Below are 20441 nucleotides of genomic sequence, written 5' to 3'. Positions count from 1 at the left end.
GTTAACGCTCCTTCAGTTCGACTGGCGGGCGAGACCCAGCTTTTCCAGGATGTGGGGTCCCAGGTCGGTGACGTCGCCCGCGCCCATGGTGAGAACGAGATCACCGGGCTTGGCCATTCCCGCGATCACGTCGGCGACGGCGGCCTTGTCGTGCTCGGGGGTGACGTCGGCTCCGGCGGCGCGGGCGGCGGAGATGATGATCTCGCTGGTCACGCCGGGGACCGGGTCCTCGCGGGCCGGGTAGATGTCGAGGACGACGGAGGCGTCGGCGAGGGCGAGGGACTGGCCCATCTCCTTGCCGAGCTCCTGGGTGCGGGAGAAGAGGTGCGGCTGGAAGACGACCAGGATGCGGGAGTCCCCGGCGGCGCCGCGGATGGCCTCCAGGTCGGCGCTCATCTCGGTGGGGTGGTGCGCGTAGGAGTCGATGACCTGGACGCCGGCGGCCTCGCCCTTGAGCTGGAGGCGGCGCTTGACGCCGGTGTACTTGCCGAGGGCGGAGGCCAGGTTGTGCGCCGGGATGCCCAGGGCGACCCCGGCGGCGAGGGCCGCGACGGCGTTGTGGGCGTAGTGGCGGCCGGGCACGGACACCGTGAAGGTGAGCGGGCGGCCGTCGAGCACCACGGTGACCTCGCTGGTCAGGCCGCGGGGGGTGATCTTGGTGATGCGGACGTCGGCGTCCTCGTCCTCGCCGTACGTGACGATGGTGAGGCCTTCGCGGCCGGCGACGCGGCGGGCGATCTCGGCGGCGCCGTCCTGCCCGTGGGCGACGACGAGGGTGCCGCCGGGGACGACCTTGCCGACGAAGGTCTCGAAGGACTCGTAGATCTCGTCCATCGAGGCGTAGTTCGCGTGGTGGTCGAGCTCCGCGTTGAGGATGATCGCGACCTGCGGGGCGTACTTGTGGAAGCTGCGGTCGCTCTCGTCCGCCTCGGCCACGAAGACGTCGCCCTCGCCGTGGTGGGCGTTGGAGCCGGGGGCGTCCAGGTCGCCGCCGATGGCGTAGGAGGGGTCCAGGCCGAGCGCGGAGAGGGAGACCGCCAGCATCGAGGTGGTGGTGGTCTTGCCGTGGGTGCCGGCGACCGCGATCGGGCGCAGGCCGTCCATCAGGGCGGCGAGCGCGTCGGAGCGGTGCACGACGGGGATGCCGAGTTCGGCGGCGCGGGTCAGCTCCGGGTTGTCGGCGCGGATGGCGCTGGAGACGACGACGCAGGTGGACTCGGGGGCGAGGTGGCCGGCGGCGTGCCCGATGTGGACCGTGGCGCCGTGGGCGCGCAGCGCCTCGGCGGTCTCGGAGTCACGGGCGTCGCTGCCGGCCACCTGCGCGCCGCGCTGGGCGAGGATCTTCGCGATGCCGGACATGCCGGCGCCGCCGATGCCGATGAAGTGGGGCCGTTCCATCGCGGTCGGCAGGCCGGGCTTCATTCAGGTCGCTCCAGGATCGAGTGGGTGGGGCTGTGCCCCCCAGCCTATTCGTTGTGGGCGAAGAGCTTGAGCACCGGAACCCCGACCTTGTGGCGTGCGCGGGAGGCCCAGTCGCGGTGGAAGAACTCCTCGACGAAGTGGGGGGCGGTCAGGACGATCACCTCGTCGGCGCCCGTCTCGTCGACGACGTCCTTGAGGTGGTCGAGGGGGTGGTTCTCGATGATCTGCCCGACGGCCTTGGCGCCCTTCTTGCGCAGGGCCGCCAGAGAGTGTTCGAGGGCCTGTGCGGCGGGGCCCCGGGCGGCCTCGCCCTCGGGCACGTCGGCCTCGCGGAGGGCTTCGGGAAGCTCACCGAGCGCTACGTCGTCGATGGCGCGGAGCAGTCGGTCCTGGTCGCCCCGGGGTTGCATGAGGACGACGAAGGAGACCGGGTCGTCTCCGTGCAGGGTGGTGACGAAGTCCACGTCCACCGTGGTCAGCGGCTGCTCGATCATCAATACGCTCGTGAACACGGACGCCCTCTCCTTCATGCGCCGGGGCCGGTCGGCCGGCCCCTGCGGAAACCATCCTGCCCCGCTGTGGCGCGGGGCGTGCGCAGGTATGCGTGCCCAGCTACGTACCCGTCGGAAGCTAAGCGGAACGCGAAATTCCGCTCGCTTGTCAGATCCGACGGTAGCTCGTGAAGAGGAACCCGGCCTCTTCCAGCACGGAGGCCGGTGCGAGCCGGTGCGGAACCGTGACGGAGGGCCCGCCGGCGATCCGCTGGGCGTCGCCCGCGGTGAGCGTCGGGGAGATCGTCAGGCAGAGCTCGTCCAGCACGTCGGCGGCCACGAACTGGCCCAGCAGCCGGGGCCCGCCCTCGGTGAGCTGGCGGCGCAGCCCGCGCGCGGCCAGCTCCCGTACGGCCCGCGCCGGGTCCACCGCGGCCCCCTCGCCCGCCACCACGACCTGGGCCCCCGCCGCGGTGGCCTCGGCGACCCGGTCGGAGGGGGCGCCCGCTCCGGTCAGCAGCAGGGTGGGCACCAGGGGGGAGGTGAACAGGGGCAGGGTGAAGTCGAGGTCCAGGCTGGCGGTGACCACCGCGATGACCGGGGCCGGGCCCTGGCCCGCCGCCTCGCGGCGGGCCGCGAAGGCCTCCCGGGCCCGGGCCGGGCGGTAGCCCTCCTGCCGAACCGTTTCCGCGCCCGCGATCACCACGTCCGCGAGGGCCCGGAGGGTACCGAAGATCTGCATGTCCGTCTCGCCGGAGATGGGCTGCGAGCGCCCGTCGTGCTGGGCGGCGCCGTCCAGGGTCGAGACCATGTTCGCGCGCAGCCAGTGCGCCCCGGGGGCCAGCTCGGGGTAGGCGTAGGCCTCCGCCAGCTCGTCCAGCGACCACGCGCGGCCGGCCGTGGCCCCCGTGGGGAGGGATGTCTGATCGGTCACAGGGAACAGGCGTCGCATCGGTGCAGTGTGACACGCCCCGTAGAGTTAAGAGCTGTGTCAACATCACTCTCCACCTCCGGTCCTGCCTCCGGGCAGCCCCCGATAGCCGACGCGGGTCCGCTGGCTCTGTGCGCCCGCGAGCCGCGCGTGCCCGCCGAACGGCTGGTGGCCGAGATGGTCCCGCCGCCGCGCTTCGACTCGGTGCGCTTCGACACCTACAACCCGGACCCGGCCCAGCCCAGCCAGAGCGAGGCCGTCACCGTGCTGAGCGGCTTCGCCGCCGGGCTCGGCGGCGCCCACGCCAGCGGCGCCGGCAAGCGCAGGTGGTTCCAGAAGAAGGCGCCCGCCCCGGCCGCCGGCCCGCGCGGGGTCTACCTCGACGGCGGCTACGGCGTCGGCAAGACCCACCTGCTGGCCTCCCTCTGGCACGCCACCCCGGCCGAGCCCGCGCTGAAGGCCTTCGGCACCTTCGTCGAGCTGACCAACCTGGTCGGCGCGCTCGGCTTCCAGCAGACCGTCCAGACCCTGGGCGGACACCGGCTGCTGTGCATCGACGAGTTCGAGCTGGACGACCCGGGCGACACCGTCCTCGTCTCCTCCCTGCTCAGCCGCCTGGTCGAGCAGGGCGTGGCGCTGGCCGCCACCTCCAACACCCTGCCCGGCAAGCTCGGCGAGGGCCGCTTCGCCGCCGCCGACTTCCTGCGCGAGATCCAGGGCCTGTCCGCGCACTTCCGGCCGCTGCGCATCGACGGCCAGGACTACCGTCACCGCGGTCTGCCCGAGGCCCCGGCGCCCTTCTCGGACGAGCAGGTCGCCAAGGCCGCGTACGCGACCCCCGGCGCGAGCCTCGACGACTTCCCGGGCCTGCTGGAACACCTGGCCAAGGTGCACCCGAGCCGCTACGGAGCGCTCACGGACGGGATCGCCGCCGTCTGCCTGACCGACGTCGTCCCGGTACCGGACCAGTCGACGGCGCTGCGCCTGGTGGTGCTGGCCGACCGGCTGTACGACCGGGAGGTCCCGGTGCTGGCCTCCGGGGTGCCCTTCGACAAGCTGTTCAGTGAGGAGATGCTGAACGGCGGCTATCGGAAGAAGTACTTCCGAGCCATATCGCGGCTCACCGCGCTCGCCCGCGACGCAAAACCCCTGGTGTCCCAGTAGGTTGGGCACGGCCGGGCCGCTTTCACGCCCGGCCGTATCCACTTCCATGAAGGGACCCGCCATGGCCACCACGCGTACCGCGCACACCGAGTGGGAAGGCAACCTGCTCAAGGGCGCCGGCACCGTCACCCTCGACTCCTCGGGCCGGGGCTCGTTCGAGGTCTCCTGGCCCTCGCGTGCCGAGGCCGCGAACGGCAAGACCAGCCCCGAAGAGCTGATCGCCGCCGCGCACTCCAGCTGCTACTCGATGGCGCTCTCGCACGGCCTCGACGGTGCGGGCACCCCGCCCACCCGGGTGGAGACCAAGGCCGACGTCACCTTCCAGCCCGGTGAGGGCATCACCGGCATCCACCTCACCGTGCGCGCCGAGGTCCCCGGCCTGGACGCGGAGGGCTTCGCCGCCGCCGCCGAGGACGCGAAGAAGAACTGCCCGGTCAGCCAGGCCCTGGCCGGTACGACGATCACCCTGAGCGCCGAGCTCGTCTGATCCCCTCCCCCGTCGTCACCGCCGGGCCCGCGCGCACGCCGCGCGGGTACCCGGCGGGGTGACGGGGCGGGCCGTCCGGGGCCCGGTGGGGTGACGGGCGCCCGCCCCGGCACGCGTCGGCGGGGCGGCGGGGTTCCGGCGTGGTACCACGGGCCGGTCACATCTCCAGTCGTCCACCGGGGAGTTGCCGATGTCCGTCACCCGACGCAGCCTGCTCGCAGCCGGCGCGGTCGCCTTCAGCGGCACCCTCGCCCCGCTCTTCGCCTCCGGCCGGGCCCGGGCCTCCGCCCGGGGGTACGGGCCGCTGCTGCCCGATCCCGCCGGGCTGCTCGACCTACCCGCCGGCTTCTCGTACCGGGTGCTCTCGCGCGCCGGCGACCCGCTGCGCTCCGGCGGGGGCACCGTGCCGTCCCACTGCGACGGCATGGCCGCCTTCGGCGCGGGCGCCGGGCGGGTGCGCCTGGTGCGCAACCACGAGAACCGGGCCGACGCCGTGCTCCGCGTCCCCGCCGTGGACGGGCTCACGTACGACCCCGCGGCCCTCGGCGGCTGCACCGCCCTGGAACTGGACCCCGCCGGCGGGCTCGTCTCCGAACGGGTCGCCCTGGCCGGTACCGCCGTCAACTGCGCGGGCGGCCGCACCCCCTGGAACACCTGGCTGAGCTGCGAGGAGACCGAGGACCGGGCCGGCGCCTCCGGTTACACCCGCGACCACGGGTACGTCTTCGAGGTCGACCCCGCCGACCCGCACCGCCTCGGCGCCGTCCCGCTGACCGCGATGGGCCGCTTCGCCCACGAGGCCGTCGCCGTGGACCCGTACCGGGGCGTGGTCTACGAGACCGAGGACGCCTTCGTACGGCCCTTCGGGCTGTTCTACCGCTTCCTGCCCGCGCGCCCGCTGGGCGGACCCGGGTCGCTGCGGGCCGGCGGCGCGCTGGAGGCGCTGCGCGTACCGGGGGTGCCCGACCTGTCGGCGGTGGACCGGCCGGGGGCGGAGTTCCCGGTGGAGTGGGTGCCCGTGCCCGACCCCTCGGCGGCGGGGACCCCCGTCCGCTTCCAGGACTTCGGCCGGGGCGGGATCACGCACGCGCAGAAGCTGGAGGGCTGCTACTGGGGCGGGAGGGGGGTGTACTTCGTCTCCAGCTACGCCCGGGGCACCGAGGGCGCCGCCGCCGACCACCACGGGCAGGTGTGGTTCTACGACCCGCGCCGGGCCCGGCTCCGCCTGGAGGTGCGGTTCGGCCCGGCGGCCGACGTCCGCCTTCCGGGGGACTCCCCCGACAACATCTGCCTGGCCCCTGACGGGGGACTGATGGTGTGCGAGGACGGCGGCGGGGACCAGTACGTCTTCGGGGTGACCCCGGACGGGGAGGTCTACCCGGTGGCGCGCAACGCCCAGGACGTCGGGAAGCCCGGGGCCCCCGAGTGGGGGGAGTTCGCGGGGGTCACCTTCTCCCCCGACGCGCGGACGATGTACGTCAACGCGTACACCCCCGGTACCACGTTCGCGGTGACCGGGCCGTGGAACTGACGGCATGACGCACGGGAAGGGCCGCAAGGGCGCGGCCGCCGGCGGGACCCCGCTGCGGGAGCTGCTGCGGGCGGGCGCCGGGGGCCGCAGGGGCCTTGGGGCGTACGATCCCTCGGCGCTGCCCGCCGGCCCCTCGGACAAGGCCGCCGGGCGGGCCGCCTCCGCCGCGCTGGCCGGGCCCCTCGCGGAGCTCCAGGAGCGGCTCTACGCCGCCGCCACCGCGGGCGACCGCCGCCGCCTGCTGCTCGTGCTCCAGGGCATGGACACCTCCGGCAAGGGCGGCACGGTGAAGCACGTGATCGGGCAGTTCAACCCCTCCGGCTGCCGCATCACCGCCTTCAAGGCGCCCACCCCGCAGGAGCGGGCGCACCCCTTCCTGTGGCGCGTGGAGAAGGCCCTGCCCGGGCCGGGCGAGATCGGCATCTTCGACCGTTCCCACTACGAGGACGTCCTGATCGCCCGGGTCCGCGCGCTGGCGCCGCGCGAGGTGCTGGAGCGCCGGTACGAGGAGATCAACGCGTTCGAGCGCGGCCTCGCCGAAGACGGCGTGACCGTGGTGAAGGTCTTCCTCCACATCGGCTTCGAGGAGCAGCGCGAGCGGCTGCTGCGGCGGCTCGACCGCCCCGACAAGCGCTGGAAGTTCGATCCGGGCGACATCGAGGAGCGCGGCCTGTGGCCCGCGTACCAGGAGGCGTACGAACGGGTCCTGGAGCGCTGTTCCACGGACGCCGCGCCCTGGTACGTGGTGCCGGCCGACCGCAAGTGGTACCGGAACTGGGCGGTCAGCAGGCTGCTGCTGGAGCATCTGGAGGAGCTGGACCCGAGGTACCCGCCGGCCTCGTTCGACGTCGAGGCGTGCCGTGCCCGACTGATGGCCGGATAGTCATATATTTTGCGTGGGTGACCCTTTCTGTACGCAAAGTGGCCGCCGTGGCCGCCGTGGCCGCGCTCGGTGCCGTCCTCACGGGATGCGGGGGCGGCGCCGGTGCCCCCCAGGGCGCGGGCCGGGCCCGTATGGGCACCCCCGCGGCCTCCGGCCCCGCCCCCGCCGCCCCGCCCTCCGCGTCCGGGGCCCCCTCCGCCTCTCCGCAGGCCGGCGCGCCCGCCCTGGTCCCGACGCTGGCGCCCGGGCCGAACGGTCTGACCCCGGTCTTCGAACGGGCCCGGCAGCGCACCGAGAAGACCGTGGCCCTGACCTTCGACGCCGACATGACCTCCGACCAGGGGCCGCGTGCGGCCTCGGGGGAACGGTTCGACAACCCCGAGCTGATCTCCACCCTGCGCCGGCTGAAGGTGCCGTCCACCGTCTTCATGACGGGGCGCTGGGCGGAGGAGTACCCGGACCAGGCGAAGTCCATCGGCACCGACCCGAACTTCGAGATCGCCAACCACTCCTACAGCCACCACGCCTTCAAGTCCCCCTGCTACGGACTGCCCGCGCTGGACGAGCCCGCCGCCCGGGCCGACGTGGACCGGGCCTTCGCCGCCTTCAAGAAGGCCGGGGCGGTCAACACCGTGCCGTACTTCCGCTTCCCCGGCGGCTGCTACGACGACCGGGCGCTGCGCGCCCTGGCCCCCGCCAAGGTGACCGCCGTGCAGTGGGACGTGGTCAGCGGGGACGCCTTCGCCAAGGACCCGGACGCGGTGGCCGAGCAGGTCCTGGCCGGGGTGAAGCCCGGTTCGGTGGTGGTCATGCACTGCACGCACAGCGCGGCGCCGGTCACCGAGCAGGCCGTCGAGAAGATCGTGCCGGAGCTCCGCAAGCGCGGGTTCCGGTTCGTGAAGGTGTCGGAGCTGATGGGGAAGTAACGTTCCTTCACCGGCTCCGCTGGCCTTTGGCCGTCTTTGGCCGTCATTGGCCGCCTTTGGCCGGCGGAGCCTGCCCCGGGCCGGGGCTCAGCCCCGGCGCGCGGCCGCCAGCGACACGACCGCCCCGGCCACCCCGGCCAGCAGCAGCGCCCCCGCCGAGGCGCCGGCCGGGAAGGCCGGTTCCCCGGCCCCCGCCCGCGCGGCGCCGACCAGCGCGGACACCGCGACGCGGGCCGGGGAGAACGGCGCGACCCAGGCGAGCAGGGTGCCGAGGCCCGCCCCGAGGACGGCGAGGCCGCGCCCCGCGACCAGCGGCGGCCCGCACACCGCGCCCAGGGCCGCCCCCGTCAGGGCGCACACCGCCACCGCCGCCACCCCGGCGAGGGCCACCACGGCGGGGGCGTGCCCGGCGGGGTCCCCCACCAGCAGGGTGTAGGCCACCGCGAGCAGCCCGGTGACGAGCGCGCCGCCCAGCCCGGTCAGCAGGGCCGCGGCGTGCACCCGCGCCGGTCCGGCCGCGGCGGCGGTGCAGGCACGGGCCGCCGGGGGCTCGGCGGTGACGCAGACCCGCACCAGCCAGGCCGTCAGCGGGACCAGCCCGGCGGCGGCGTAGCCGAGGGAGTCGAGCGTCCGGTCACCGGGCCGGATGCCGATGCCCATGAAGACGGCGTACACGGCGAAGGGGGCGAGCCAGCCCTGGGAGCGCAGCAGCAGCGCCCCCTGGTAGCGGAGCAGGGCGGTCACGGGAGTTCCTCCACGGCGCGGACGTGCCAGGGCGGCCGGGCGGTGAGCAGCTCGCGCAGGACGGCGTCGGAGTGCCCGGCGGCGACGGTCAGCAGGATCCCGCCGCCGGGGGCGGGCACGGCGCCCTGCGGCGGGACGCCGCCGGGCGGGCCGACGGCGTGGATCCGCACGGCGGACACGGCGGTGCCTTCGGAGCCCGCGGCGGAAGCGCCGGCCGGCCCGTCGCCGTGTACCGCGATCCCGCCGGCCGGTGCGCCGGCGGCGGCGTCGGCGGCCGCTGTGGGCGGCGCGGCTCCCCGTACCCGTACGGCGGCCGCGCGGGCTCCCGTGAGCGGGAGGACCCCCGCGTCCGCCGGCCCCCGCGCGGACGCGGGGCCGTCCGCCGTCACGGCCTCCAGGCCGCCGGCCCGCACCCGGTAGTGGGCGTCGGGCAGGCCGGCGAGGCGGGCGGGGTCGTGGTCGACGAAGACCACCGTGCCCCCGGCCGCGGTACATTCGGCGACGGCGCGGTCCAGCTCGGCGCGGGCGGACGCGTCCAGGCCGGTCCAGGCCTCGTCGAGGACGAGGAGCCCGGGCTCGGCGAGCAGGGCCTGGGCGACGGCCACCTTCTGGCTGGTCCCCTTGGACAGTTCGGACAGGGGCGTACGGGCGTAGGCGCCGGCGCCGAACCGCTCCAGCCGGTCGGCCGCCCGGCGGGCCGCACCGGCGCCGGTGAGTCCGTGCACCCGGCCCAGGTGGGTCAGGTAGGCCTCGACGGTCAGGGGCAGGGCGGCCGGGAACCGCTCGGGCACGTACGCCGTGCGGGGCGGGCGGCCGGTGATGCGTCCCTCGGTCGGGGTGTCGATGCCCGCGAGGAGGCGGAGCAGGGTGGACTTGCCGCCGCCGTTGCCGCCCTCGATCCGTACGAGGGCGCCCGGCGCCAGCTCCGCCTCGACCCCGCGCAGCACCCAGGCCCGCCGCCGGCCGTAGCGGCGGCCCACGGCGGTCAGTCTCAGTGCGCCGCCGCCGTCTCGGTGAGCTCGCTGGGCCGGACGATGACGAAGCCCTCGCCGCGCAGCATCAGCTGGACGGCCTCGCCGGAGCCGCCGCGGATCATGGAGCCGACGGACTGGGAGCGGTGCAGCCCGGTTTCGAGCTGGGCGCTCCAGCCGACGACCGCGTCCGTGTCCACGTAGACCGGCGACTGCGCGGTGACGGGGATGATGATCGGGTTGCCGTCGCAGACGACGGCGAGCTTCCCGGTGCCGGTGAAGAGGCTGTTGAAGAGTCCGCCGCCGGTCATCCCGGCGCCCTTGACCATCTTGATCTCGTACGACAGCGTCGCGTCGAAGCACAGGACGTTGCGCCCGTTGATGGTGAGGGCGTCGCCGGGCTCGAAGTCGATGATGAAGCAATTGCCGGCCTGGTGGGCGAACCATGCCTCGCCCTGCCCGCGCACGGACATCAGCGCCAGCCCCTCGCCGGTGACGGCCCGCTTGAGCATGCCGCCGATGCCCTGGCCCTTGCGCTCGAACTGGAGGTTGCCGCGGAAGGCGACCATGGAACCCTGCCGGGCCAGCATCTCGCCGTTGACGGCGTACTTGACGGACTTGGCGTTCTGCAGGGTCATCCCGGGGGCCGCGGCGGGCTGGGCCAGGTTCTCGCTCGCGAAAAGGTCGCTCTTCATGGACCTGATCCTCACCCGGCCCGGGTACCCGGGACATCCTCCTGAAGTCGGACCCTGGCATGCTTGACGGGATGAGCAGCCAGCACACGAACCAGACCTCAGAGGTACCCCCGGTGGGGTCGGACAGCCCCTTCCGGACGGAGCACGTACTGCGCGACGAGGCCCCGCAGTTCGTCCTGCCGCTGGTCGTGCGGATCGAGAAGGCCGAGCCGCCGGCCCGGACGGACGCACTGGAGACGGCGGCCCGGGCGGTGCTGGTCCTCCTCACGGACGAGCGCGCGCACGGCGAGGGCGAGTGGGCGCGGGCGGTCCGCGACTGGCAGGACGCCCGGATCCGCAAGGTGGTGCGCCGGGCGCGCGGCGCGGAGTGGCGCAAGGCGGCCGCGCTGCCGGGCGTCACGGTCCACGGCGCCGCGTCCGAGGTACGGGTCTTCCCGCCGGTCCCGCTGGACGGCTGGCCCAAGGAGCTGGCCAAGCTCCAGGTGTCGGGCACCGACCTGGACGACCCGGTTCCGGCGCCCGCGCCGGAACCGGGGGTGCCGGTGCTGTGGCTCAACCCGGACCTCGGCATGTCGGCCGGCAAGGCGATGGCCCAGGCGGGCCATGCGGCGCAGCTGGCCTGGTGGGAACTGACGGCGGCGGAGCGCGCCCTGTGGCAGGCCTCGGGCTTCCGCCTGGCCGTCCGCACGGCCCCGCGCGACCGCTGGGCGCGGCTGAGCACCAGCGGCCTCCCGGTGGTCCGCGACGCGGGCTTCACGGAGATCGCCCCCGGCAGCTGCACGGTGGTCTCGGACCACCCGGCCCTGCGGGCACGGCTGTGAGCTGGCGGGAGCTGGTCCTCGGCCTCCTGCCGGAGGCCGGACCGGCCGCGCCCGCGGACGAGGCGGACCTCGCCGAGGTGGAGCGGGTGCTCGGGCAGCCCCTGCCCGCGGACCTCGCCGGCCTGCTGCGGGAGTGCGACGGGGTGGCCGGACGGCACGGCACCGACGTCGTCTGGAGCGCCCGGCGCATCGCCCGGGACAACGCGGAACTGCGGAGCACGCCGGAGTTCGCCTCGCTCTACATGCCCTTCGAGCCGCTGATGTTCTTCGGGGACAACGGCGGAGGCGACCTGTTCGGCGCCGTCCGGATCCCGGAGCGCTCCGACGTCTTCGTCTGGGACCACGAGTCCGACGGCCGCTCCTGGGCGGCGGGCGGAGTGGAGGACTACCTGCGGCGGGCCCTGCCCGCACGGGGCGACTGGTACCGGTAGGGAGCGGCCCGGGCGGATGTCCCCGGGCCGATCAGGTCCGTATGTCCTTGACCATGACCGCGAGGACTGGGGCGTCAGCGAAGGGCTGCTGCTCGCCGAACTTCGTGTATCCCCACGACTCGTACAGGGCCTGGACCTTCGGGTGGGTGACGTCGACCAGGAGGACGGCGAGGTCCTCGGTCCGTGCCTTCAGCAGTTCGGCGTGAAGCAGGTCGGACACCCCCTGCTTCCGCCAGGCCGGACGCACCATGAGCTCCGACACCGCGTAGGTCGACGTGTAGCCGTTCTGAGGCCGGTACTCCGTGTTCCGCCACCACTCCCGGCCTGGGGTGGCGGGAGCGCCGTAGGCGAAGCCGACAGGTTCGTGCCCGTCGTATGCCACGACGCAGGTAAAGCCCTCGGCGCCCGACCAGTGGTCCACGAACCAGGGAAACCTCTGGTTGAACGGGTCGTCCATGGCATCCGCGTACGCCTCGTCATGAATCTCGATGAGCATCTGCCGGAAGCCTTCCGGAAGGCTTCCGTGCTGGAAATGCCGCAGCTCGGTCACGTCAGCTCCATTCGGTTCGCATACGGTCCGCCCAGTCACGGGCGTAGGTGGTGGATGGGGCGAGGGTGAACAAATCGCGGTGGAAGTCCCCGATAAGGCTGCGCATGCGCCCCGGAAGGGGATCACCGCCCATGATGGTGAAGACAGTGGCCGCCGTGGCGGTGGCTTGATCGATTTCGCCCTGCCGCAGCTGCGCGAGGGCGAGCTGAGCGGTGGCCAGGGCCCGGTTCCGGCGGAACGATGGTGGCGTCCTGGCGACGGAGCGGTGAGCGAAGGCCTCGGCCTGGGCATAGCGCCGACTACGGCTATAGATGATGGCGCCCAAGTGGTCCAGCTCGGCGGAGCCGTAGAACGCGGCCCATCGGGGACGCTCCAGGTCCGTCGATTTCGCGAGCATCTCCTGAGCGACTCCGAGGGAGCGCAGGGCACTGCGTCCGTCAGCGAGGGAAGAGTGAGCGAGGGCGACACGGACGCGTCCCAGGGACGCGAAGAACGGGTCTCGGCGGGCCGCCGCTGAAGCATGAGCGACCTGCGCTGCGGCGAGGGCCTCCGTCCACGCCTGGCGCTGCGTCGCAAGGAGCGATTGGGTGACCCACACCCGCATCAGCGTCGGGGCGTCCTGGGACAGTCCCGCGTAGGCCGTGGACTCGTTCAGGTATGTCTGCGCCTGGCCGAGCTGGCGCATGTCGACACAGGACCAGGCAGCGATAGCGGCGTACTCCGCCGCGAGGGCGAACAGGGCTCGGCGCACACGCTCGCTGGCGTTCCTCGACTGGAGACCGAGCACACCGTCACGGCCGGCGAGGGCATCCTTCTCCAGTGCGGCATGTCCGCCCTGGCGATCGTCGGATTCGACAAGAGCGCGTAGTGCGGCTGCGGCCCGGTCTACGTCGGACATGCCGACCGCCCGGCGTGTGGCGACCAGAGGGGAGGTAGCGGCCCCCGTTGCGGAGGTGAGAAAGGTGCGCCGCCGCATGGCGTCCTCCTGAGGGTGGTGCGTGGAGCGTGGTGCGCCGAACCCCAGTTCCTCCACGGGGCAGCCGAACACACGCTCAAGGGCTGCGCACGTACGTCCGATCGGGCGCCGTGATGTGCCGTTCAGCAAGTTGCGGATCGTTCGATCACCGATGCATCCGGGCCGTCCCGTAATGACGGCCAGCGCGTCATTCAGGCGCTCGGCTAATTCATTCTGGTTCAGGCCAAGTTCATCCATCCTGGCCTTCAGGATGACGTTTGCTCCCATGCGAAAGACCGTAGCCGCATCCCCATAGCCCGAACCAGACGTCGGTTCATGCGCGCGCAAAGTCTTCCGGTGCGGTGCGCGCAAGTGCCTGGCAATCCTTCCTGGCCGGAACCGGGCACCGCGCGTTCACTGGTCATCAGGCCGCCACGACCGGGCGGCTCCACTTCCCCAGCAACGCCGTTGGCAGTCTGACCACGGCAGCGCGGGGAGTCACCACTCGTCGAAGGAGATGCCAGATGAGCGCCAAGACGATGCCCACCCGGCCGCAGGTGCCCGGCTGGGACACCCCGATCGACGTCAGCAGCACGCACGGCGAGCCCTCGCCGGCCCTGCTGGCGCGCGCGAGGCGCGGCTGGCGAAACCTCGGCGCCCGACACGGCGTGCTCGGTGTCGACCCTCCGGGTCACCCCGTTCGCTGGGAGGCGCTCGCGAACAAGCCGAGCGCGGACCTGCTCGACCGGGCCCGTGTCGGGTGGGAGCGCTTCCTCCTCACCACGACGGAGGCCCCCGGTGAGTGAGCGCTACGAGTACCAGCCTCACCGTCTGCTCCAGCAGCGCGTCCGCGACATCCCCACCGGCACAGAGGGCGTGCTGATGGCCGTCATCACCGAGAACGTGTCGGACACCGGCATGGAGCACTGGATGGACCTGGCGTACATCCGGAACGCGTCCGGCCGCGAGTTCACCACCGCCATCGAGAACGTCGTACGGGCGTGAGCCGCTCGCCCCACAGGGCCGCCGAACTCGGCGGCTGACGGCGGAGGCCGGGGAATCCGAAGCCCACCCGCACCGGCGCGAGCACGCACGCGCCGGTGCGCTGCGCAGTCTGCGGGGAGCGCGGGAACTCCCGGCACCACAAGGGGAAGTCGTGATCTTGCGACCGGGCTGCCCCGGCACGCCAACGCCAACCGCTCACCCGCGCCGTGATGTAGAGAGTGCGAGGCACCCGTACCGACAGGAAGGAAGCGCACCATGACCGACGCCGTGACCGAGTTCGAGGTCAAGGCCCTGGAGATCGACCCGGCCGACATCGCCGACCGCATCAAGAACGCGGGCGGTGTCCACGTCGCCGACCGCCACATGCGGCGCTACGTGTACGACACCGTCCCCGTGGTGCCGGGGAAGTGGGTGCGGCTGCGGGACACCGGCAGCGGCGCCACCCTGTGCGTCAAAGAGATCACCAGCGACCGGGTCGACGGCACCCGCGAGACCGAGGTCGGCGTCTCTGACTTCGACACCGCCCACGCGGCGCTCACCGCGACCGGGCTCACCGCCCGCGCCTACCAGGAAAACCGCCGCTCCTCCTGGGAACTGGACGGGGTCCGCCTCGAACTCGACCACTGGCCACTCATCCCCCCGTACCTGGAGATCGAGGCCGACAGCGAAGACGCCGTATGGGCGATGGCGGACCGTCTGGGCCTGGACCGCGCCGAGCTGACCGGCGAGAACACCACCGCCGTGTACGCCCGATACGGCATCGACCTCGACAAGGTCACCGACCTCAGGTTCACCGCCTGAGCCGAAGCACCACCCAGCAGTCCGGCCGGAGGACAGGGACCGGCCGCACGGAAGGAAGGCCACGACATGCTTTTGCACAAAGTGCCCGTGGAGATCCGCCCCGACGACACCGGACGCGTCAAAATCGACGACGACTGCGGACTGGCCTGCGTGTTCTGCCACAACGAGGGCACGCCCGTCACCGCCGACAACCGCGACGCCCAGCCCGGCCAGTACACCGGCACCCCCGGCAAGACCGGCCGCGTCTCCATCTACCTCGCCGACAACGGCGCACGCTTCCTCGCCGCCCGCATCGAACCCGGCCCCGACTTCGCGCTCGCCCTCGCCGGCCTCCGCGGCAGCATCCGCACCCGCGAGATCCACTTCACCGGCGGCGAACCCACCCTCCACCCCCGCCTCACCGCCCTCGTCCGCCAGGTCCGCGACATGGGGTTCACCGTCGGGCTCACCTCCAACGGGGAGAACGGCGCCGCCGTCCTGGAGGAATGCGCGCAGGCCGGACTCGACCGCATCAACCTCTCCGTCTTCGGCACCACCGCAACCGAACTCGCCGCCGTGCAGGCACCGCGGTTCGCGTCCGTCAGCCTCGCCGAAAAGAAGATCGCGGCCCTGGAGGCCAGCATCGAGACCGGACTGCGCAGCGGCGTCAAGGTCTCCGCGAACCTCGTCGTCAGCGACCACACCCAGATCCCCCGCGCCCTGCGGATCGTGCAGCGGTACGGCCACGACGTGACCGTGCGGTTCCTCGTCAACCTGGAGACCGAAGACGCCTCGCGGCAGGCCATCCACGAGACCCTCGCCGCCCTCGACGCCGTGCCCGTCCGCCACATCATCACCGCCGGGACCTCCGACGAACGCACCCGCTACCGGCTCCCCGACGGCCGCACCGTCTACGCCAAGAACATCCGCCCCGTCCGACTCCCCGACACCTGCGCCGGCTGCACGTTCAACAACCCCCGCGACTGCCAGGAGGGCTACTACGGGGTCCGCATGTACCGGGCCAAGGGCGGCCCCTTCATGATCGGCGTCTGCATCCGCCGCATGGACATCTGCATGTCGGTTGGCGAGTTCGTCATGAGCCAGCGCGCACGCGAGGTCCAAGCCTTCCGCGACGACGAGACCGCACGGCTCGCCGCCCTCCACCCTCAACAGGTCACAACGTCACACCGCTGACCCACGCCCCCCGCCTCGCGCTTCGTACGGCCTGGCACAGACAGCACCCCTGGTCGAGGCCATGTGCTGTACCGACCCCTCGCCTGAAGACCACCCCGGTCGGCACCCGCCCGCCGACCCGGGGCCGCTTCTGAAGCTCAGATGCGGGAGTTGCGTACCGATTGCCACACGGCGCCGCCCAGCGCCCGCGTCGCCCGGGGGAGCGACAGGTGCTCGTGCTCGCGGTACAGCGCCCAGTTGTACCGGACGAGCGACATCTTGTTGGAGGACAGGGATCCCGCCTGCTGCGCCCGGTACACCGCGAGCGGCTCGGCCAGCCCGCGGGCGTCGGCGCCGTCCCGCATGATCGACAGCCAGAGGGCGTAGTCCTGGCGCTTGCGCATCTCCGGCATCAGCCTCGTGCCCAGGACGTTGCGGTCGTACATGGCGGTGAGGGCTCCGATGTGGTCCCGGACCAGCATCGCGCGGTAGTCCACGTGTTCCCGCGCGCGGACCACGCGACCGTTCGGGGTCCAGTCGGTGCTCTCGCCGGCGTGGTCGGCGTCCATCTTGAAGTACGAGGTGAACGTCAGCGGCGCGCTGCCGGACGCGGCGAAGGCGAGCTGCTTCTCGGTCTTCTCCGGCAGCCACATGTCGTCGCTGTCGAGGAAGGCGACGTAGTCACCCCGGGCCCGCTCGATCGCGAGGTTGCGGGCCCGGCCTGCCCCTCCCTGCTCGGGTGCCCGCTCCGGCAGGACGCGCTCGTCCTGCCGGGCGAACTCGCGGAGCAGGTCCATGGAGCCGTCGGAGGACTGGTCATCGGTGACCAGCAGCTCCAGGTCCTCGTGGGTCTGGGTGAGCACCGACCGGACGGCCGCACCGAGCGTGGCCGCCGAGTTGTACACGGGCATCACGACCGACACCAGGGGCACGGCACTTCTCCTTCGCGGGACCGAAAACGATGGGTCCATTCAACCACCGGGGCGGAGGTGTCCCCTCCGGGCCCGGCGACCAGGACGGATGTGCGCGGGGCGGGAACCTCAAATGTTGCTCTGAACGTCCCCTCCCGGTGGTTGGCCTGTTCGCGTTCGGGCCATGACATCCGCACGGAGTCCTTGAGAGGGGGCGAGGGGGACATGAAGCCCATGGCACGCCTGGGGGTGGGCATCGGCTGGCGGCCGGAGATCGCCGGGGTGGTCGAGCGGCTGGAGGGGCTGGACTGGGTCGAGGTGGTGGCCGAGAACGTGTGCCCGGGCCACCTGCCCGAGTCCCTGCTGCGGCTGCGCGAGCGCGGGGTGACGGTCGTGCCCCACGGGGTGTCGCTCGGCATCGGCGGCGCCGACCGGCCCGACGCCGGGAAGCTGGCCGCGCTCGGGGAGCGGGCGGTGGCGCTGGGGGCGCCCCTCGTCACCGAGCACATCGCCTTCGTCCGGACCTCCTCGCCCGCGCTGGAGGCCGGGCACCTGCTGCCCGTGCCCCGGACCCGGGACGCCCTGGACGTGCTGTGCGAGAACGTGCGGATCGCCCAGGACGCGCTGCCGGTGCCGCTGGCGCTGGAGAACATCGCCGCGCTGGTGTCCTGGCCCGGTGAGGAGCTGAGCGAGGGCCGGTTCCTCACCGAGCTCGTCGAGCGGACCGGCGTACGGCTGCTGATCGACGTCGCGAACCTGCACACCAACCGCGTCAACCGGGGCGAGGACCCCGCCGCCGTGCTGGACGCGATCCCGCTGGAGGCGCTGGCGTACGTGCACGTGGCCGGGGGCGTGGAGCGCGACGGCGTCTGGCACGACACGCACGCGCACCCGGTGCCGCCGGTGGTGCTCGACGTCCTCGCGCGGCTGCGCGAACGGGTGGACCCGCCCGGGGTGCTGCTGGAGCGGGACGACGCCTTCCCGGAGGGGGACGAGCTCGCCGGGGAGCTGGAGCGGATCCGCGCCGTGGCGGGAACGGGCACGGGGACGGGGACGGGGACCGGGAAGGCGGCGCGTACGCCGGCCGTCGTACGGGACGGGGACGCCGGGCCCGTCGGCGAGGCCGTGCGGACGCGGGTGGGGCTCGGACAGGCCGCGCTGCTGTCGGCGCTGGTCGCCGGGACCCCGGTGCCCGAGGGGTTCGACCGGCAGCGGGTGCGGATCCAGGCGCGGGCGCTGGCCGCCAAGCGGGCCGACGTGGTGGCGAGGATCGCGCCCGAGCTGCCCGGGATCCTGGGCGGCCCGGAGGCCTACCGCGCCGCCTTCCTCGCGTACGCGCGGCGCCGGCCGATGACGGGCGGCTACCGGCGCGACGCGCTGGCCTTCGCGGAGCACCTGCTGATCCGGGACCTGCCCGAGGACCCGGCCGCGCGCCGCCGGCTCACCGCCTGGTGGCGGGAGCGGGCCGGGGCCCGGCCGCCCGGGCGGATGGTGCGCTGGGCCCGTGCGCTGGCGGGGCTGACGGGGAGGGGCAGGTGAACGTTCTGGCCGTGGCGGTGTGGGCCGCCGTCCTCGGGTCGAGCCTCGGGCTGCTGCTGGGGCTGCGGCGCGGGCGGGTGTCCGGGACGCCGGAGGTGCACGACCTGGGCGAGGCCGCGTTCCTGGCGGGCGGGCCCGGGGCGGTCGTCGACGCCGCGCTCGTCGCCCTGCTCTCCGACGGCCGCCTCGTGGCGGGCGGCCCGGGCATCGTCCACGAGGGGCGGCGCGCGAGCGGTGCGGACCCCGCCCAGCGGGCCGTGCTCGCGGCCCTGCGGGCCGCGCCGTCCGGGTGGCTGTACCAGGTGCGGTACGCCGCCATGCTCGACCCGGCCGTGCAGGAGACCGGGGACGCCCTCGCCGCGCGCGGGATGATCGCGCCGCCCGGCGCGGGGCGGGGGCTGCGGCGCTGGGGGCTGGTGCAGACGGTGGTGTGCGCGGCGCTGATCCCGGTGTCCCTGCCGGTGACGTTCGTGGCGATGGCGCTGACGCGGGAGCCGCAGGTGCCGTTCGTCCTCAAGGTGCTGCCGGTGCTGGCGGGCGGCATCGTGGCGGGCGCGATGGGTGCCCGGCGGGCCCGGCGGCGGGTGACCCGGGCGGGCCGGGCCGCGCTGAACCGGGCCCGGGCACGGTACGCCGCCGACCAGAGCCCGGCGGTGCGGACCGCGCTGTTCGGGCTGCGCGGGCTGCGGGACCCGGGGCTGCGGGCGCAGCTGGTGCCCGCCGCGCGCGCCACCCGGCTCGCGGCGGCCCAGGCCCGGGGGCGGGCGTCGGCGGTGCGGTCCTCACACGCCTCGCACTCCTCCCACTCCTCCGGCTCCGGCGCCGACTTCGACTCCGGCTCCGGGTCCTCGTCCGTCGACCCGGTGCCCGTGCTGTGGTGCGCGGCCGGCGACCCCGGCGGGTCCTCCGGGTCCGGCGGCTGCGGCGGCGGCTCCGGCTGCGGGGGTTCCGGTTCCAGCTGTTCGGGTGGGTCGAGCTGCGCCGGGTCCTCCAGCTGTTCGAGCGGTTCGAGCTGTTCAGGGGGGTCCAGCGGCTCCAGCTGTTCCAGCGGTTCGAGTTGCAGCAGTTCGTCCGGTTCCAGCTGCTCCAGCAGTACCTGACCGTCCATCACATCCGCGTCACGAGCTGCTCACGCTTGTGCGGCGCACGCCCGGCGCGGGCGGGGGCGGGTGTAGGAATCGCCCATGCTCTGGATCTTGTTCCTGCTGCTCGCCTGGGCCGGGGTGCTCGTCTCGGCCGCGCGCCTGCTGCGCGCCGCCTCCGCGGCGGCCGGGCCGGCGCCCGCCCCGGCGGGCCGGCCGCGGGCGCCGCTCACCCTGTACGAGGCCGCGTACCTGGCCGGCGGGCCCGAGCGGGTCGCGGTGCTGACGCTGCTCTCGATGGAGCGCCGGCGCCGGCTGCTGCTCGCCCACACCGGCTGGGCCACCGTCGTGGACCCCGTCGCCCGTGACGCGTACGAGCGGTCGGTGCTGGGCGCGTTCGGCCCCGACGGGCAGTCCCCGGTGGCGGCCGTCCGGCGCGCGGCCGCCGCGCACACGGCCGTACGGGCCCTCGCGGACCGGCTGGCCGAGGCCGGCCTGGCGGTGCCCGAGCGGGTCCGGGACGCGGTGGCGGACGGGGTCCGGTCGGTCCGCCGGGCCGGGGTGCTGGTGGTGGCCATGGCGGCGGCCGCGCTGGCCGTACCGGCGGACGGGGCAACCGTGGAGGGGGTGGCGTACTGGTTCGCGCTGCCGCTGCTGCTCACCGTGTGCTGCCTGGCCGTGGCCGGCTCCGGGGGCTGCGCGCACTCCCCGTGGGCCTCCCCCGCCGGGCAGCGCCTCCTCGCCGCGCTGGACCGGGACCGGTCGCCGGCCGACCCGCTCGCGGCGGTGGCGGTCCGGGGCCCGCGCGCGGTACGGGACCCGGGGCTGCGGGCCGCCCTCACGGGGCGGACGGCGGGCTGGACGGCGGGCCGGGCGGGCGCCCCTTAGGGCAACCGGGGGTACCGGGGGCGACACCCGGCGGCGGACCTGTACAGCACCGCCCTCCTGA

23 protein-coding genes are annotated in these 20441 nt (G+C 73.9%); 14 read left to right on the top strand and 9 right to left on the bottom strand.

What is annotated here, in order from left to right; translation table 11 throughout:
• Positions 1-12 precede the first annotated feature (12 nt).
• The 3 genes from murC to ABT403_RS10265 form a co-directional block, all read right to left on the bottom strand.
• Entirely contained in the window at positions 13-1422 is a 1410-nt protein-coding gene (gene murC / locus ABT403_RS10275) for a UDP-N-acetylmuramate--L-alanine ligase (RefSeq protein WP_344166229.1), read from the bottom strand.
• A gap of 44 nt (positions 1423-1466) precedes the next feature.
• A complete protein-coding gene (locus tag ABT403_RS10270; RefSeq protein ID WP_344166228.1) occupies positions 1467-1934 on the bottom strand; it encodes an indole-3-glycerol phosphate synthase in 468 nt (155 codons plus the stop codon).
• A 148-nt stretch (positions 1935-2082) separates the two neighbouring features.
• Positions 2083-2865 (bottom strand): pyrimidine reductase family protein, encoded by a 783-nt coding sequence (locus ABT403_RS10265; protein ID WP_344166227.1) that lies wholly within the window; start codon positions 2863-2865, stop codon positions 2083-2085.
• A gap of 36 nt (positions 2866-2901) precedes the next feature.
• On the opposite strand from ABT403_RS10265, the gene zapE reads away from it, so the two are divergent.
• The 5 genes from zapE to ABT403_RS10240 all read left to right on the top strand — a co-directional run bounded on the left by zapE (position 2902) and on the right by ABT403_RS10240 (position 7835).
• The gene (gene zapE / locus ABT403_RS10260) at positions 2902-4008 is read left to right on the top strand and encodes a cell division protein ZapE (protein ID WP_344166226.1); all 1107 of its coding nucleotides are present in this window, start codon (positions 2902-2904) and stop codon (positions 4006-4008) included.
• Between the two features lie 61 nt (positions 4009-4069).
• Positions 4070-4495: an OsmC family protein gene (locus ABT403_RS10255; RefSeq protein ID WP_042812939.1), complete on the top strand. Its 426-nt coding sequence runs from the start codon at positions 4070-4072 to the stop codon at positions 4493-4495.
• Positions 4496-4685: 190 nt separating this feature from the next.
• Positions 4686-6026, top strand: a complete 1341-nt coding sequence (locus ABT403_RS10250) for an alkaline phosphatase PhoX (RefSeq protein WP_344166225.1) — start codon at positions 4686-4688, stop codon at positions 6024-6026.
• A 4-nt stretch (positions 6027-6030) separates the two neighbouring features.
• A complete protein-coding gene (locus tag ABT403_RS10245; RefSeq protein WP_344166224.1) occupies positions 6031-6909 on the top strand; it encodes a PPK2 family polyphosphate kinase in 879 nt (292 codons plus the stop codon).
• A 17-nt stretch (positions 6910-6926) separates the two neighbouring features.
• On the top strand, positions 6927-7835 hold the full coding sequence (locus tag ABT403_RS10240) for a polysaccharide deacetylase family protein (RefSeq protein ID WP_344166223.1): 909 nt from the start codon (positions 6927-6929) through the stop codon (positions 7833-7835).
• 87 nt (positions 7836-7922) lie between these two features.
• Here ABT403_RS10240 and ABT403_RS10235 read toward each other — a convergent pair whose 3' ends face one another.
• The 3 genes from ABT403_RS10235 to ABT403_RS10225 are packed head-to-tail and all read right to left on the bottom strand — an operon-like array spanning position 7923 to position 10245.
• Complete coding sequence (locus ABT403_RS10235) at positions 7923-8579, bottom strand: ABC transporter (protein WP_344166222.1); 657 nt, start codon at positions 8577-8579, stop codon at positions 7923-7925.
• Positions 8576-9559, bottom strand: a complete 984-nt coding sequence (locus ABT403_RS10230; protein ID WP_425580288.1) for an ABC transporter ATP-binding protein — start codon at positions 9557-9559, stop codon at positions 8576-8578. Before ABT403_RS10230 ends, ABT403_RS10235 begins: the two co-directional genes overlap by 4 nt.
• An 11-nt stretch (positions 9560-9570) precedes the next feature.
• Positions 9571-10245, bottom strand: coding sequence for an AIM24 family protein (locus ABT403_RS10225; RefSeq protein ID WP_344166221.1), 675 nt, complete (start codon positions 10243-10245; stop codon positions 9571-9573).
• 71 nt (positions 10246-10316) lie between these two features.
• Between ABT403_RS10225 and ABT403_RS10220 the strand changes: the two genes are divergently transcribed.
• On the top strand, positions 10317-11066 hold the full coding sequence (locus tag ABT403_RS10220; protein WP_344166220.1) for an aminoacyl-tRNA hydrolase: 750 nt from the start codon (positions 10317-10319) through the stop codon (positions 11064-11066).
• Positions 11063-11497, top strand: coding sequence for an SMI1/KNR4 family protein (locus tag ABT403_RS10215; protein WP_344166219.1), 435 nt, complete (start codon positions 11063-11065; stop codon positions 11495-11497). The genes ABT403_RS10220 and ABT403_RS10215 overlap by 4 nt, the downstream gene beginning before the upstream one ends.
• Before the next feature lie 31 nt (positions 11498-11528).
• Here ABT403_RS10215 and ABT403_RS10210 read toward each other — a convergent pair whose 3' ends face one another.
• Positions 11529-11993, bottom strand: coding sequence for a GNAT family N-acetyltransferase (locus tag ABT403_RS10210; RefSeq protein ID WP_344166737.1), 465 nt, complete (start codon positions 11991-11993; stop codon positions 11529-11531).
• A gap of 55 nt (positions 11994-12048) precedes the next feature.
• Positions 12049-13290: a helix-turn-helix domain-containing protein gene (locus ABT403_RS10205; protein ID WP_344166218.1), complete on the bottom strand. Its 1242-nt coding sequence runs from the start codon at positions 13288-13290 to the stop codon at positions 12049-12051.
• A 236-nt stretch (positions 13291-13526) separates the two neighbouring features.
• Between ABT403_RS10205 and ABT403_RS10200 the strand changes: the two genes are divergently transcribed.
• The 4 genes from ABT403_RS10200 to ABT403_RS10185 all read left to right on the top strand — a co-directional run bounded on the left by ABT403_RS10200 (position 13527) and on the right by ABT403_RS10185 (position 15981).
• A complete protein-coding gene (locus ABT403_RS10200; RefSeq protein ID WP_344166217.1) occupies positions 13527-13808 on the top strand; it encodes a hypothetical protein in 282 nt (93 codons plus the stop codon).
• Positions 13801-14007 carry a hypothetical protein gene (locus ABT403_RS10195; protein ID WP_344166216.1) on the top strand — a complete coding sequence of 69 codons (207 nt, stop codon included), beginning with the start codon at positions 13801-13803 and terminating at the stop codon, positions 14005-14007. The genes ABT403_RS10200 and ABT403_RS10195 overlap by 8 nt, the downstream gene beginning before the upstream one ends.
• A gap of 255 nt (positions 14008-14262) precedes the next feature.
• Positions 14263-14808, top strand: a complete 546-nt coding sequence (locus tag ABT403_RS10190) for a class IV adenylate cyclase (protein WP_344166215.1) — start codon at positions 14263-14265, stop codon at positions 14806-14808.
• A 66-nt stretch (positions 14809-14874) separates the two neighbouring features.
• Complete coding sequence (locus tag ABT403_RS10185) at positions 14875-15981, top strand: radical SAM protein (RefSeq protein WP_344166214.1); 1107 nt, start codon at positions 14875-14877, stop codon at positions 15979-15981.
• A 137-nt stretch (positions 15982-16118) separates the two neighbouring features.
• On the opposite strand, the gene ABT403_RS10180 is transcribed toward ABT403_RS10185, so the two are convergent.
• On the bottom strand, positions 16119-16892 hold the full coding sequence (locus ABT403_RS10180) for a glycosyltransferase family 2 protein (RefSeq protein WP_344166213.1): 774 nt from the start codon (positions 16890-16892) through the stop codon (positions 16119-16121).
• 204 nt (positions 16893-17096) lie between these two features.
• Here ABT403_RS10180 and ABT403_RS10175 point away from each other — a divergent pair, with 204 nt between their 5' ends.
• The 3 genes from ABT403_RS10175 to ABT403_RS10165 all read left to right on the top strand — a co-directional run bounded on the left by ABT403_RS10175 (position 17097) and on the right by ABT403_RS10165 (position 20380).
• Positions 17097-18410 (top strand): MbnB/TglH/ChrH family RiPP precursor modification enzyme, encoded by a 1314-nt coding sequence (locus tag ABT403_RS10175; protein WP_425580287.1) that lies wholly within the window; start codon positions 17097-17099, stop codon positions 18408-18410.
• Entirely contained in the window at positions 18407-19510 is a 1104-nt protein-coding gene (locus ABT403_RS10170; RefSeq protein WP_344166212.1) for a TIGR04222 domain-containing membrane protein, read from the top strand. The genes ABT403_RS10175 and ABT403_RS10170 overlap by 4 nt, the downstream gene beginning before the upstream one ends.
• 84 nt (positions 19511-19594) lie before the next feature.
• On the top strand, positions 19595-20380 hold the full coding sequence (locus ABT403_RS10165) for a TIGR04222 domain-containing membrane protein (RefSeq protein ID WP_344166211.1): 786 nt from the start codon (positions 19595-19597) through the stop codon (positions 20378-20380).
• The last annotated feature ends 61 nt before the right edge of the window (positions 20381-20441 follow it).

The sequence above is a fragment of the Streptomyces sp. NPDC000075 genome (assembly GCF_040301925.1).
In the GTDB taxonomy this organism is placed as follows: domain Bacteria; phylum Actinomycetota; class Actinomycetes; order Streptomycetales; family Streptomycetaceae; genus Streptomyces; species Streptomyces polychromogenes.
This window is presented reverse-complemented; position numbering and strand designations above follow the sequence as displayed.

Excerpts from the sequence above, each read along its gene's own strand:
- murC (WP_344166229.1), bottom strand. The coding sequence starts at position 1,422 with ATGAAGCCCGGCCTGCCGACCGCGATGGAACGGCCCCACTTCATCGGC.
- ABT403_RS10265 (WP_344166227.1), bottom strand. The coding sequence starts at position 2,865 with ATGCGACGCCTGTTCCCTGTGACCGATCAGACATCCCTCCCCACGGGG.
- ABT403_RS10255 (WP_042812939.1), top strand. The coding sequence starts at position 4,070 with ATGGCCACCACGCGTACCGCGCACACCGAGTGGGAAGGCAACCTGCTC.
- ABT403_RS10250 (WP_344166225.1), top strand. The coding sequence starts at position 4,686 with ATGTCCGTCACCCGACGCAGCCTGCTCGCAGCCGGCGCGGTCGCCTTC.
- ABT403_RS10245 (WP_344166224.1), top strand. The coding sequence starts at position 6,031 with ATGACGCACGGGAAGGGCCGCAAGGGCGCGGCCGCCGGCGGGACCCCG.
- ABT403_RS10225 (WP_344166221.1), bottom strand. The coding sequence starts at position 10,245 with ATGAAGAGCGACCTTTTCGCGAGCGAGAACCTGGCCCAGCCCGCCGCG.
- ABT403_RS10220 (WP_344166220.1), top strand. The coding sequence starts at position 10,317 with ATGAGCAGCCAGCACACGAACCAGACCTCAGAGGTACCCCCGGTGGGG.
- ABT403_RS10210 (WP_344166737.1), bottom strand. The coding sequence starts at position 11,993 with ATGCTCATCGAGATTCATGACGAGGCGTACGCGGATGCCATGGACGAC.
- ABT403_RS10205 (WP_344166218.1), bottom strand. The coding sequence starts at position 13,290 with ATGGGAGCAAACGTCATCCTGAAGGCCAGGATGGATGAACTTGGCCTG.
- ABT403_RS10200 (WP_344166217.1), top strand. The coding sequence starts at position 13,527 with ATGAGCGCCAAGACGATGCCCACCCGGCCGCAGGTGCCCGGCTGGGAC.
- ABT403_RS10190 (WP_344166215.1), top strand. The coding sequence starts at position 14,263 with ATGACCGACGCCGTGACCGAGTTCGAGGTCAAGGCCCTGGAGATCGAC.
- ABT403_RS10185 (WP_344166214.1), top strand. The coding sequence starts at position 14,875 with ATGCTTTTGCACAAAGTGCCCGTGGAGATCCGCCCCGACGACACCGGA.
- ABT403_RS10175 (WP_425580287.1), top strand. The coding sequence starts at position 17,097 with ATGAAGCCCATGGCACGCCTGGGGGTGGGCATCGGCTGGCGGCCGGAG.
- ABT403_RS10165 (WP_344166211.1), top strand. The coding sequence starts at position 19,595 with ATGCTCTGGATCTTGTTCCTGCTGCTCGCCTGGGCCGGGGTGCTCGTC.